This is a genomic window from Streptomyces sp. 8N616, assembly GCF_052246385.1.
In the GTDB taxonomy this organism is placed as follows: Bacteria; Actinomycetota; Actinomycetes; order Streptomycetales; family Streptomycetaceae; genus Streptomyces.
Window position 1 is genome coordinate 1 of record NZ_JBQQBY010000007.1, and the last position, 12,632, is coordinate 12,632.

General features: G+C 71.3%; 9 protein-coding genes and 1 pseudogene. 4 read left to right on the forward strand and 6 right to left on the reverse strand.

What is annotated here, in order from left to right:
- Nucleotides 1–217: pseudogene (locus tag ACTWQC_RS08075) on the reverse strand (helix-turn-helix domain-containing protein); the annotation flags it as partial.
- A 159-nt stretch (nucleotides 218–376) separates the two neighbouring features.
- Entirely contained in the window at nucleotides 377–1,519 is a 1,143-nt protein-coding gene (gene tal / locus ACTWQC_RS08080) for a transaldolase (protein WP_443314872.1), read from the reverse strand.
- Nucleotides 1,520–1,839: 320 nt separating this feature from the next.
- Here tal and ACTWQC_RS08085 point away from each other — a divergent pair, with 320 nt between their 5' ends.
- The 4 genes from ACTWQC_RS08085 to ACTWQC_RS08100 all read left to right on the forward strand — a co-directional run bounded on the left by ACTWQC_RS08085 (nucleotide 1,840) and on the right by ACTWQC_RS08100 (nucleotide 6,454).
- Nucleotides 1,840–3,021, forward strand: a complete 1,182-nt coding sequence (locus tag ACTWQC_RS08085) for a 3-deoxy-7-phosphoheptulonate synthase (RefSeq protein ID WP_443314873.1) — start codon at nucleotides 1,840–1,842, stop codon at nucleotides 3,019–3,021.
- A 72-nt stretch (nucleotides 3,022–3,093) separates the two neighbouring features.
- Nucleotides 3,094–3,864, forward strand: coding sequence for a 2,3-dihydro-2,3-dihydroxybenzoate dehydrogenase (locus ACTWQC_RS08090; protein WP_443314874.1), 771 nt, complete (start codon nucleotides 3,094–3,096; stop codon nucleotides 3,862–3,864).
- A gap of 53 nt (nucleotides 3,865–3,917) precedes the next feature.
- Nucleotides 3,918–4,544: an isochorismatase family protein gene (locus tag ACTWQC_RS08095; RefSeq protein ID WP_443314875.1), complete on the forward strand. Its 627-nt coding sequence runs from the start codon at nucleotides 3,918–3,920 to the stop codon at nucleotides 4,542–4,544.
- Nucleotides 4,541–6,454, forward strand: coding sequence for an anthranilate synthase family protein (locus tag ACTWQC_RS08100; RefSeq protein ID WP_443314876.1), 1,914 nt, complete (start codon nucleotides 4,541–4,543; stop codon nucleotides 6,452–6,454). Before ACTWQC_RS08095 ends, ACTWQC_RS08100 begins: the two co-directional genes overlap by 4 nt.
- Here ACTWQC_RS08100 and ACTWQC_RS08105 read toward each other — a convergent pair.
- The 4 genes from ACTWQC_RS08105 to ACTWQC_RS08120 are packed head-to-tail and all read right to left on the reverse strand — an operon-like array spanning nucleotide 6,443 to nucleotide 12,609.
- Entirely contained in the window at nucleotides 6,443–7,663 is a 1,221-nt protein-coding gene (locus ACTWQC_RS08105; RefSeq protein ID WP_443314877.1) for an NAD(P)/FAD-dependent oxidoreductase, read from the reverse strand. The two genes, ACTWQC_RS08100 and ACTWQC_RS08105, sit on opposite strands and share 12 nt — an antisense overlap.
- The gene (locus ACTWQC_RS08110; RefSeq protein WP_443314878.1) at nucleotides 7,660–9,081 is read right to left on the reverse strand and encodes an FAD-dependent oxidoreductase; all 1,422 of its coding nucleotides are present in this window, start codon (nucleotides 9,079–9,081) and stop codon (nucleotides 7,660–7,662) included. The genes ACTWQC_RS08105 and ACTWQC_RS08110 overlap by 4 nt, the downstream gene beginning before the upstream one ends.
- Nucleotides 9,078–11,213 carry a molybdopterin oxidoreductase family protein gene (locus tag ACTWQC_RS08115; RefSeq protein ID WP_443314879.1) on the reverse strand — a complete coding sequence of 712 codons (2,136 nt, stop codon included), beginning with the start codon at nucleotides 11,211–11,213 and terminating at the stop codon, nucleotides 9,078–9,080. The genes ACTWQC_RS08110 and ACTWQC_RS08115 overlap by 4 nt, the downstream gene beginning before the upstream one ends.
- Complete coding sequence (locus tag ACTWQC_RS08120) at nucleotides 11,206–12,609, reverse strand: nitrate/nitrite transporter (RefSeq protein ID WP_443314880.1); 1,404 nt, start codon at nucleotides 12,607–12,609, stop codon at nucleotides 11,206–11,208. The genes ACTWQC_RS08115 and ACTWQC_RS08120 overlap by 8 nt, the downstream gene beginning before the upstream one ends.
- Nucleotides 12,610–12,632 lie beyond the last annotated feature (23 nt).

Sequence of the window (12,632 nt, forward strand, 5' to 3'; positions counted from 1 at the left end):
CGTGCAACGCAGCCAGTTCCCGTGCGGTGTCCACCAGACTGGTAAGGCCTGTCTCACGCTGCTGCCGCCGGTACAGCTGAGCGTGGATGGCCAGCCCTAATCGCCTGGCGTGTTCCACCGCCTCCAGTTCGACGCCGGTGACACCTCGCTTCCGAGCCTGCTGTACGGGCGTATCGAGACGGTCCGCAGGTCCGGCTTCGGACAGCAGCTCCAGCACGGCGAGTGCGTCGGCCCCGGCTCCGGAACGCTCCTGCGACACAATGGCCTCCGATTCTGGGCTTCTTGGTCACCGGTAGTGAACGCTCGCACATGAGAGCCACGTGTCTCGAAATTGCGGGCCACACGTGGGAAACCGGAGTGAAATCAGCTGCCATCCTTAGAGGTCAGGGACGTCTGTGGGCCGGAGCCGGGCGCCGACCGCCGTGCGGAGCTCCCGCCATGCGGCAGCCCGCCGTTCCACACTCTCGGCCTCGAGCTTCTGCATGACCGCGTCATAGAGGATGCCGAGCCGTTCCAGCCGGTCCAGCACCTCGCGAGCCGCCCGGTGTCCGCCCATCAGGGTGTCGCCCTGCAGATCGGCATGGCGGGCGACCGCGCCGAGCGTGCACAGTGACATCGCGTTGACCGTGCCCCAGGTGACGAACCCGTCGACGTACCGGGTCTGCGAAGCGTCCGCATCCGGCGCTGCGGTGGCCGTCCACATCAGGCGCTGCGGATGGGCCCCGGCGGCCCTCAGCGCGCGCCAGCGCTCGGAGCCGAGGCTCTCCTCGTAAGCCCGGTAGAACAAGCGGGCGTTGGCGAGCGCTGCCTCGCCGCGCAGCGCATGGGCGGCCGCGGTGCCCGATTCGGCCAGCCGGGCGTCCACCTCGGCATCGAGCAGACCAATGGGCAGCGAAGCCACCGAGGCGATCGCCGGCAGCCTCCGGCCGTCCTCCAGTGCGTGCTCGAGCCCTTCGACGTACGCGTCGAGGACCTCGCTGTAGCGCCGGACGGAGAAGACCTCCGTGATATGCACTCCAATGCCGCGAGCGATACAGTCCGACGCCGCCGCGATCCCCTCCGGGGTGGCCGGGATCTTGACCAGGGCGCCCGGCCGGTTCACGGACCGGGACAGCTCTTCGGCCTCCGCGACGGTCGACTCGGCGTCGTGCGCCGCCCGGGGGTCCATGTCCATCGATACATGGCCGTCGAGCCCGTGGGTCGCCTCGCGGACCTGACGCAGTTCGTCACAGGCCCAGCGGATGTCGTGGGCGCAGAGCGCGCGCACCGCCTCGTCGAGGGGGACCTCGCCGGCCGCCAGGAGCGCCAGTTGCTCACCGTAGGCGTCATCGTGCACCACGGCCCGGGCGAGAAGGGCCGGGTCCGAGGTGGCCCCGCGGATCCCGCTGCGCCCGATGAAGCGAGCGAGGCGGCCGGAGGAGATCAGGCCCCTGTGGATGCCGTCCAGCCACGGAGAAACGCCCTCCGCGAGCAGTTGCTCCAGCTCCAAGCCACGCGCAGGTGTTGCCCCGTCCGTCATCAAGGATCGCAACTCCTCTGTGAGCCAGAAGTGGTATAGGGCAGCACAAGAAGAATAAAGAAATCTGCGCGGAGTTAATCAGGACTCACTCGAATCTGTCAGGTTGGCGAGAATTGGCCACTGTCGCGACCTGATGGAGTACCGGTCATTTGACGAAGTGCGACAAAGGCCGTTGGCGGCTGCTCCGTCCGCCCCAGAGGATCGTGAATCGCCCCGGTTCGGCCGATGGCTGAAAGCGCTCCGGCTACGAAAAACCCGCACCGCGGCCCAGCCTTCCCTGGGTCCGCTGGGCTCACGCCCATTCGTCAGAGGAGTCACCGTTGGACAACGCTCTGCTCGACATCCGATGGAAACCGGCCAAGCAGCAGCCCGAGTGGGGTGATGCGTCGCGGCTTCAGCGAGTGAGAGAGGAACTGGCGGCCTCCCCCGGCCTCGTGGACGCCGAGGACGTACGCACCCTGCTCTCGCTGCTCGCCCGGGTCTCCGCCGGGGAAGCCCTGGTGGTGCAGTCGGGAGACTGCTCCGAGGACCCGGCGGAAAGCACCCTCGGCTATGTCGCCCGCAAAGCCGCCGTGCTGGACCTGCTGGCGGGCGCGATCAAGATGATCGCCCACAAGCCGGTGGTGCGCGCCGGCCGCATCGCGGGCCAGTTCGGCAAGCCCCGCTCCAACCCGACCGAGCGGGTCGGAGGCGCGGAACTCCCCGTCTACCGCGGTCACATGGTCAACAGCCCCGAGCCCGATCCGGACAGCAGGCGGCCCGCTCCCGGACGCCTCCTGACCTGCTACCAAGCAGCCGCCGACGTCATGGGACACCTGGGCTGGCGGAACCCGCGGGACCCGGCCGGGCGATCGCGTATCGACGCTCCCGTGTGGACCAGCCATGAGGCGCTGCTGCTCGACTACGAACTTCCCATGGTTCGCCGGGACGAGGAGGGGCGGCTGGTCCTCACCTCCACGCACTGGCCGTGGATCGGCGAACGGACGCGCCGGCTTGACGGAGCCCATGTCGCCCTGCTCTCCCGGGTGGTCAACCCGGTGGCGTGCAAGGTCGGGCCGGGCATGACGGTCGACGAGCTGCTCGGGCTGTGCGAACGGCTCGATCCCGCGCGCGAGGCGGGGCGGCTCACCCTCATCGCCCGGATGGGCGCCGGAGTCGTGGCCGATCGGCTGCCCAAGCTCGTCGCGGCCGCGCGTGCCGAGGGGCATCCGGTCATCTGGCTCACCGACGCCATGCACGGAAACACCGTCACCCTTTCCAATGGATTCAAGACCCGCTTCCTGGAAACGATCGAGCGGGAGATCAACGAATTCCAGAATGCGGTCAGGGCTGAGGGCGGCACGGCCGGCGGGATGCATTTGGAAACCACCCCTGACGATGTCACAGAATGCGTCCCCAACGAGTCCGGCGTCGAGCATGTCGGCGACAAATACACGAGCTTCTGCGACCCGCGGCTCAATCCGAGCCAAGCGCTCCGGGTGGCCTCGGCCTGGCTCGGATAGCCGGGGCTGGAATCGCCACGGCAGCCATTCGTCACTTTGCCACGCCTAACGGCGTGTCAGGAGGTCCGAGATATGGAGAACAAGGTCGCTCTGGTCACCGGAGCAGCAGGCGGAATCGGTGCGGCGGTGGCTCGCGCACTGGGCGGGCACGGTGTGGCGGTGGCCGCCGTGGACCGGGACGCCCACCGGCTGGAGCAGACGGCGGAGAAGCTGGCCGCCGACGGGCTGCGAGTCGAGGCGTTCCCCGCCGACGTCACGAGCAGCGCGGAGGCGGAGTCCGTGGCCGACCGGGTCGAACGCAGCGTGGGCCCGGTGGAGTTCCTGGTCAATGCCGCGGGCGTGCTGCGCCTCGGCGAGGTCGGCAGACTCACCGACGAGGACTGGGCCCATACCTTCGCGGTGAACGCGGGCGGGGTCTTCCACGTGTCCCGGGCCGTGGTCAACCGGATGGTGCCGCGAAAGCGCGGAGCGATCGTCACCGTGGCGTCCAACGCCGCCGGCACCCCCCGTACGGAGATGGCCGCGTACGCCGCGTCCAAGGCAGCGGCTTCGATGTTCACCAAGTGCCTCGGCCTCGAGGTCGCCAGGCACGGCATCCGCTGCAATGTCGTGGCCCCGGGATCGACGGTCACCCCGATGCTCCGCTCCATGTGGCACGACGAGTCGGGTCCGCAGCGCACCATCGACGGGCGGCCCGAGGCCTTCAAGGTGGGCATCCCCCTGGGCCGGCTGGCCGACCCCTCGGACGTGGCCGACGCCGTCGTCTTCCTCCTCTCCGACCACGCGTCGCACATCACCCTGCACGACCTCACGGTCGACGGCGGTGCCTCCCTCGGTGTGTAGCGATGCCGGCGATGTCCACCACAAGCAGCGACCCGATCCAGCGGAGAAGCGCCATGGCAGGCATACCCCCCATACAGTCCTACTCGATGCCGTCGGCGGGCGACCTGCCCGACAACACCGCCCAGTGGTCCGTCGATCCGGATCGTGCGGTGCTCCTCGTCCACGACATGCAGCGCTACTTCCTCGCGCCCATCCCCGCCGAGGGCCCGCAGGACGAGCTGGTACGGAACGCCGTCCTGCTGCGCGAGCGCTGCACCGAACTCGGCGTCCCGGTGGCCTACACCATGCAGCCCGGCGGCATGACCAGTGAACAACGCGGTCTGCTGAAGGACTTCTGGGGTCCCGGCATGCGGGTGGACCCGGTCGACCGGCAGGTCGTCGAACCACTGGCCCCGGCCCCGGACGACTGGACGTTCACCAAGTGGCGCTACAGCGCCTTCTTCCGGTCCGACCTGCTTCGGCGGATGCGCGAGCACGGCCGCGACCAGCTGGTCATCTGCGGCGTCTACGCGCACGTCGGCGTACTGATGACCGCGGTCGACGCGTTCACCTACGACATCCAGCCCTTCCTGGTCGCCGACGCCGTCGCCGACTTCTCGCTCGAGTTTCACATGCTGGCCCTCACCTACGCGGCGCAGCGCTGCGCCATGGTCGTCACCGCCAAGGGAGCCCTCCCATGACACGCACACCGGGAACCCCCGAAGGGGAGTCCGTGGAACAGGACCTGCTCGACCGGGTGCTGGGCACGCGCCCGCCCGCCTTCGCCCTGCTCCACCGTCCCGAGACAACCGGCCCGGCAGCCTTGGACGTACTGGTCGGCGAGGTGACCCTGCCGGACACGCTGGCCGGTATCCCCGTGCCGGAGAAGCCGCCGTCCACCGACGGGCCCCGCCACGACGTGCTGGCGGTCATCCCGTACCAGCAGATCACCGAGCGTGGCTTCACCGCCCCGGACGACGGCTCGCCGCTGGTCGCCCTGAGCGTCACCGGCCAGGCCACGCTGCCTCTCTCCGAGGTCCTCCCCCGGCTTCCCGACGTCTCGATCCGGCTCTCCGGCGGACACTTCGAGGTGGACGACGCCACGTACGCCGACACGGTCCGCAGGGTCGTCGCCGAGGAAATCGGTAGCGGAGAAGGCGCGAACTTCGTCATCAGGCGCTCGTTCGTCGCCGACATCAGCGACTACACCCCGCACAGCGCCCTGGTGTTCTTCCGCCGGCTCCTGGAGCGGGAGTCCGGCGCGTACTGGACGTTCATCGTCCACACCGGAGCACGGACGTTCGTCGGCGCCACCCCCGAGCGGCACATCAGCATGCGCGACGGCACCGCCGTGATGAACCCCATCAGCGGCACCTACCGCTATCCGCCCTCCGGACCCACGCTGCCGGAGGTACTGGACTTCCTCGCCGACCGCAAAGAGACCGACGAGCTCTACATGGTCGTCGACGAGGAGCTCAAGATGATGGCCCGGATCTGCGACGCCGGAGGCCGGGTCACCGGTCCGTACCTGAAGGAGATGGCCCGGCTCGCCCACACCGAGTACTTCATCGAGGGGCACAGCACGCGCGATCCGCGCGAAGTCCTGCGGGAGACGATGTTCGCCCCGACCGTCACCGGCAGCCCGCTGGAGAGCGCCTGCCGGGTCATCGCCCGGTACGAGCCCGAAGGCCGCGGCTACTACAGCGGGGTCATCGCCCTCATCGGCCACGACGAGCACGGAGGCCCGGCCCTGGACTCCTCCATCCTCATCCGCACCGCCGACATCGACACCGGCGGACGGCTGCGGATCGGCGTCGGCGCCACCCTGGTCCGGCACTCCGACCCGGACTCCGAGGTCGCCGAGACACGGGCCAAGGCGGCGGGGCTGCTCGCGGCACTCGAGGACGGCGGGCCCGAACGCTTCGCACAGCACCCGAGCGTCCGGACCGCCCTGGAGGGACGCAACGCCACCATCGCCGGCTTCTGGCTGGGGGAGGACCGGGACCGGGTCAGGACGGACCCGGTGCTGGCCGGCCGCCGGGTGCTGGTCGTCGACGCCGAGGACACCTTCACCTCGATGATCGGCCACCAGCTCGGCTCCCTCGGCCTGTCGGTGACCGTGCGCCGCTTCGACGAGCCGTACGCCTTCGAAGGCTACGACCTCGTCGTCATGGGGCCGGGGCCCGGCGACCCGCGCGAGACCGGGAACCCCAAGATCGAGCACCTGCGGACCGCGGTGCAAACCCTGCTCGCGGAGCGGCGGCCGTTCCTGGCCGTCTGCCTGAGCCACCAGGTGCTCAGCATGCGGCTGGGGTTCCCGCTCATCCGCAGGAAGGTCCCGAACCAGGGCGTGCAGCGGGAGATCGACCTGTTCGGAGCCCGGGAGCGGGTCGGCTTCTACAACACCTTCGCCGCCAGGTGCCACGAGGAGAAGGCGGACTGCGCCGGCGTGGGGGTGGTGGAGGTGAGCCGGGATGCGGAGACGGGTGAGGTGCACGCGCTGCGCGGGCCTCGCTTCGCCTCGATGCAGTTCCACGCCGAATCGCTGCTCACACAGGACGGCGTCCGCATCATGGGCGGCGTGCTGAGGGATCTTCTGTCAGTCACGTGACGATGTGAAGAGCAACTGCTCGGGCGGGGCCGTGAGTTCGTGGCCGACCAGCGCGCGGAGGACGGGATACGCGGTGGCGTCACCGGCCAGGACCCCGCCGAGCAGCGTCCTCCCGTCCTCACCGAGAACGAGCTTCGCGTACGTGCCGGCGGCGTTGTCGGCGTGGACGAACTCCAGCGCGCCAGGGCTCTCGGCGTGCACGTCCCCGAAGCTGGCCACCTCGACGCCGAGCAGTTTGAGCTTGGTCGAGAGGTCTGCCCCCGGGAACGGCGTCTCACCGATTCCCAGCAGCTGCTCCACGACGGTTTCGGCCATGCGGTAGCCGGGCGCGAGCAGCCCGTGGCAGCGGCCCCGTACCGCCGCGCACTCGCCCACCGCCCAGATGCTGCGCTCGTCGCGGGTGCGGCAGTACTCGTCGACGAGGAACCCGCCGCGTTCGGCCGTCTCCAGCCCCGCGGGACCCGCGAGTTCGTCCCGGGGGCGGACTCCGGCGGAGAAGACCACGAGATCGGACTCGAGCGTGGTGCCGTCGGCCAGCGTGACGGCGCGCACCCGTCCGTCGGGGCCGCCGTCGACGGACCGTATGGCGGTGCCGCAGTGCACATGTACGCCGAGCTCCCCGACGAGCCGGGCGAGGACCCGCCCCGCCCCTTCGTCGACCTGCAGCGGCATGAGCCGCGGCGCCATTTCGACGACATGGGGGCGCATGCCCAGCAGACGCAGCGCATTGGCGGCTTCCAGGCCGAGCAGGCCGCCGCCGACCACGACGCCGGGCCGGCCCGGCGTGGCCGCCGCCCGGATCGCGTCGAGGTCGTCGAAGGTGCGGTAGACGAAGCAGCCGGGAAGGTCGCGCCCGGGCACCGGCGGCAGAAACGGCCGCGAACCGGTCGCCAGCACCAGCGCGTCGTATGCGGTCACGGTGGAATCGGCGGCGGCCACCGTACGTGCCCGCCGGTCGATCCCGGTCACGGCCGTGGACAGCCTCAGGTCCACCATCGGGTCGCCCAGGAACTCCTCGTCCGCCAGGCTGAGTTCGCTCGCGCTCGTGCCCTCCAGATAGGACGAGAGCGCGACCCGGTTGTAGGCGGGATGAGCCTCCTCGGCCAGGATGACGATGCGCCAGGTGCCCCGGCGGTCCCGGAACCGGAGATTCCGTACGAGATGGTGGCCGACCATTCCGTGCCCGGCGACGACCAGGGTGCGGGTCATGATCCGCTGCTCCGTCCGGCCGCCGTCGCCGCCTCGCCGGCGGAGCGCGCCGCGTCGCGGATGCGACGCACATCGTCCCGGCAGCCCCCGCACCCGGTGGTCGCGCGGGTCGCCTCGGCGATGTCCGTCAGCTCGCGGGCGCCGTCCCGCCAGGCCCGCAGCAGGCCCCCCTTGGTGACGTTGTTGCAGTGGCAGATCACCGCGTCCTCCGGCAGCTCGACGGGGGCCGGGCGCTCGGCCGCGGCCGTTCCCAGCAGGAGCCCGAGCCGGTCCGACGGCACGGGCAGATCCCGGTCGTACAGGCGGGTGACCGAGGCGACGGCCTCGGGGAAGCCGACCACGACCGCACCGGTGATGCGCTGGTCGGCCAGCGCCAGTCTGGCGTAGCGGCCGCGGGCGGGGTCCGAGAGCGTCACCGCTTCGACCTTGGCGTGCGGGTCGGTGAGGTCGTCGAGCGAGCCCAGGGAGACGACATCGAGGCCGGATGCCTTCAGCCGGATGATTCTTCTGGTGCCGCAGTAGCGCACCCGGTGGCCGGCGAGGAGCCGGGCGAGGGTCTCGGCCTGGTCCCACGCCGGTGCGATCAGCCGCGGCACTGCGCCCGCGTGCTCCGCGCAGTCCCCGATGGCGTGGATGCGCGGGTCGTCGGTCCGCAACCGGTCGTCGACCAGCACGCCGGTCCGCACGGCCAGCCCTGCCCGGCGGGCAACCCCGACTTCCGGTGCGGCTCCGGCGCACAGCAGCAGGGTGTCGGCGCCGAGCACCTCGCCGCCCTCCAGGGTGAGTTGGCCCGGCCGGTACGCGACGGCCCGGCGCCCGAGCCGCAGGTCCACGCCCAGTTCGTCGAGTTCCCCGGCGAGGAGGCGGCCGGCCACGGCATCGAGATGCCGGTCCATCGGGTAGGGCTTCGGGTGCACCAGGGTGACCGTGCAGCCCCTGCCCCGCAGGGCGAGCGCCGTCTCCACCCCGAGAACTCCGCCGCCCAGCACGGTCACGCGGGCTTCAGCGGTCCGCTCGCAGTCGGTCAGGGTCCGAACGGCCCGCACTCCGGCGGCCAGGTGTCCGTCGGGGCCCCGCAGGCCGGGCACCAAGGGAGTGCGCGGACGCGCTCCGGTGGCGATGACGAGGACGTCGTACGGGTGCACCGCACGGTCGTCGCAGTGCACCAGGCGCCGCGTCCGGTCGATCCGCGTCGCGCGGACTCCGGTCCGCACCCGCGGGCCGGCCGGAAGGGCGGGCAGCGTCACGGCTGCGGGACTCAGCGTACGGCCGAGAACCGAGGTCAGCAGGGCCCGGTTGTAGGCGGCACGCGGTTCCGCCCCGAGTACGGTGACCGTTCCCCGGTGGCCGTGGTGGCGCAGCCGGTCCACGAACCGGTGTCCGGCCGGTCCGTTGCCCATGACGACGACCCGGGTCATCCGCGCACGTCCGTGGCCGGGACGGTGCAGGGTTCGATCCGCACCGCGCAGACCTTGAACTCCGGCATTCCGCTGCGCGGGTCGAGAGCCGCATGGGTGATGAGGTTCGCCCGGCCGTTGCCCGGAAAGTGGAACGGGAGGAAGACCGTGTCCGGGAGCATGGTCCCGACCAGCCGTACGCGGGCCACCGTGCTCCCTCGCGCGGAGCTGACCAGGGCCAGTACGCCGTCGCGGAGTCCGGCGTGGCCGGCGGTGTCGGGGTGCACCTCGACGAACGCCTCCGGTGCGGTCTCGTGGAGCTCGGCGACCCTGCGGGTCTGCGCACCGGACTGGTAGTGGGCGAGTACCCGGCCGGTGGTGGCGTACAGGGGGTAGTCGGGCCGGGTGGTCTCGGCGGCGTCGCGGTGGTCGACCTCGGCGAACCGCGCGCGCCCGTCAGGGTGCGCGAAGCTGTCGAGGAACAGCCGGGGCGTACCGGGGTGCGGCTCAGCCACGCCCGGCAGATCCATGGCCAGCCGGTCCGCGTCCGGCAGGTCCAGGCACGGCCAGTGCAGTGTCTCCCCGGCGTCCAGCCGCTCGTAACTGATGCCGGAGTAGTCCGCCTTGCCGCCGCGGGAGGCGCGGCGCAGCTCGTCGAAGACCTCACGCGGTGCGGTGGGGTAGCGATGGGGCGGCTCCCCGAGCCGTATGGCCAGGCCGTGCAGGACCTCCAGGTCGCTGCGCACGCCGGACGGCGGGGACAGCAGCCGCCGGCGGCGCAGCACCCGTCCGTCGAGGTTGGTCATCGTGCCTTCCTCTTCGGCCCACTGGGACACCGGCAGCACGACGTCGGCCATCCGAGCCGTCTCCGACGGCACGAAGTCGGCCACCACCAGCAGGTCCAACGCGGCCATGCGGTCGGTGACATGGCGGGCGTGCGGCGCGGAGACGGCCGGATTCGAGCCGAACACCAGCAGCGCCCGCGGGCCGTTCTCCGTGCCGAGCGCGTCGAGCAACTCGTAGGCGCTGCGGCCCGCACCGGGCAGGGCACCGGGCGGTACGCCCCAGACCCCGGCGACATGAGCACGCGCCGCAGGGTCGGTGATCAACCGGTAGCCGGGGAGCTGGTCCGCCTTCTGCCCGTGCTCGCGGCCGCCCTGGCCGTTCCCCTGCCCGGTCAGACACCCGTAGCCGCTGCCCTCGCGGCCCGGCATCCCGAGCGCCAGTGCGAGGTTGATGAAGCCGGAGACCGTGTCGGTGCCCTTGCTGTGCTGCTCGGCACCGCGGCCGGTCAGCACATAGGCCCGCCCGGCCTCGGCGAGCATCCGCACCGCGGTGCGCTGCGCGGACACCGGTACGCCCGTGACGCGCTCGACCCGCTCGGGCCACCAGGTCGCCGCCCGCCGCCACGCCGCCTCGAACCCGGTGGTGCGGTCGCGTACGTAGTCCTCCGCCCGCCAGCCGTCGACGGCCGCGATGTGCAGCAGGCCCAGCGCCAGCGCGAGGTCCGTGCCCGGCGCGGGCTGCAGGTGGAGCGCGGCGCGCTCGGCGGTCACGGTGCGCCGGGGGTCGACGACGATCAGGTCCGCCCGGTCGAGGTGCTGCATCAGCGGGGGCATCGTCTCGGCCGGGTTCGCGCCCACCAGCATGACCGCATCGGCTCGTCCGAGGTCGGTGACGGGGAAGGGAAGCCCGCGGTCGAGGCCGAACGCGGCGGTCCCGGCCGCCGCGGCCGAGGACATACAGAACCGGCCGTTGTAGTCGATCTGGCTGGTGCCCAGGGCCAGGCGGGCGAACTTGCCCAGCAGGTAGGCCTTTTCGTTGGTCAGGCCGCCCCCGCCGAAAACGGCCGCGGCGTCCGGGCCGTGCCGGTCCCGGATACGGAGCAGGGCGGAGGCGACGGCGTCGAGGGCGGCGTCCCAGCCGACCGGCGTGAGCTCCCCGTCATCGCCGCGCACCAGCGGGTGGCGAAGGCGGTCGGGCACGTCCAGCAGCGCGGGCGCCGTCCAGCCCTTCTGGCACAGCCTGCCCCGGTTGACGGGGAAGTCGGACGGGCGCACCACCACACCTTGTGCGGGCTCACGGCTCAGCCGGGTGCCGCACTGCAGGGCGCAGTACGGGCAGTGGGTCGCCACCGTCCGCGGTTCAGACACGCGTTGCCTCCGTCGTCCTGCCCGCCTGCGCTGTCCGGTGAGCGTCCCCCGCCGCACCGGCACGCGGCCGCTCCCGCTGGAGGTAGACGATCCGGGTGGCCGCCACGCACAGTGCGTAGAACCCGAGGAACCCGACGAACGCGGGCTCCCCGGTCCCGCCGGCGCCCCCGTAGGCGGCGCGGAAGGCCAGGTTGACCGCCACACCGCCGAGTGCACCGACCGCTCCGGCGATGCCGATCACCGCGCCGGACAGCCGCCGTGCGCGCGCGAAGGCGCTCGTGGCGTCATGTCCCGCGGTGACCGCGGCCTCCGCCTCCCCGGCGAGGACCGCCGGGATCATCTTGTACGTGGAGCCGTTGCCGATCCCGCTGAGGACGAACAAGACGGTGAACCCGGCGACGAACAGCGGGAAGGAGTTCCGGGACGAGGCCACGAGCAGCACGCCCGCCCCCGCGGCCATGGCGAGGAAGTTCCAGAACGTGATGCGTGCGCCGCCCCAGCGGTCGGCCATCCAGCCGCCCGCCGGACGGGACAGCGAGCCGAGGAGCGGTCCGAGGAACGTGTAACCGGCCGCCTCCAGCGGGGTGGAGCCGAACTGGTGCTGCAGCACGAGGCCGAAAGCGAAGCCGTAGCCGATGAACGAGCCGAACGTCCCGACGTACAGCAGAGATATCCACCAGGTGTGGCGGTTCGCCGCCGCCTGGCGCAGGATCCCCGGCTCGGGACGATTCGCCTCGATGTTGTCCATCCCCAGCGCGGCCAGCAGCGAGGCCAGCACGATCAGCGGAAGGTAGACCGCCGCGACGTACGAGGGGTGGGTGCTGCCCGCCGTGGCGATCACCAGCAGGCCGACGAGCTGGACCACCGCGACCCCGAGGTTGCCGCCCCCGGCATTGAGCCCCAGTGCCCAGCCCTGATGCCGTTGCGGGAAGAAGCCGGCGATGTTCGTCATCGACGAGGCGAAGGTGCCGCCGCCGACTCCGGCCGTGGCGCCGATGGCCATGAACACCCACAGCGGGGTGCCCGGTCGCTGGACGAAGTACAGGGCCAGCAGCGTGGGAACGAGCAGGATGACGGAGCTGAACACGGTCCAGTTGCGGCCGCCGAAGCGGGTGACCGCATAGCTGTAGGGCAACCGCAGTGCCGCACCCACCAGGGTCGGGGTGACGACCAGCAGGAACTTCTCGCCGGGGCCGAAGCCGAGGCCGATTTCCGGGGACAGGTACAGCACCAGGACCGACCAGATGCTCCAGACCGAGAACCCGATGTGCTCCGAGAAGACCGACAGGATCAGATTGCGCCGCGCGATGTGCTTGCCACCGCGCTCCCAGAACTTCTCGTCCTCCGGGTCCCAGTCCTGGATCCGGCGGCCGGAGTTGCTCCGTACGGTCGTCAAGTCTCTCCTCGGCTTTCACCATG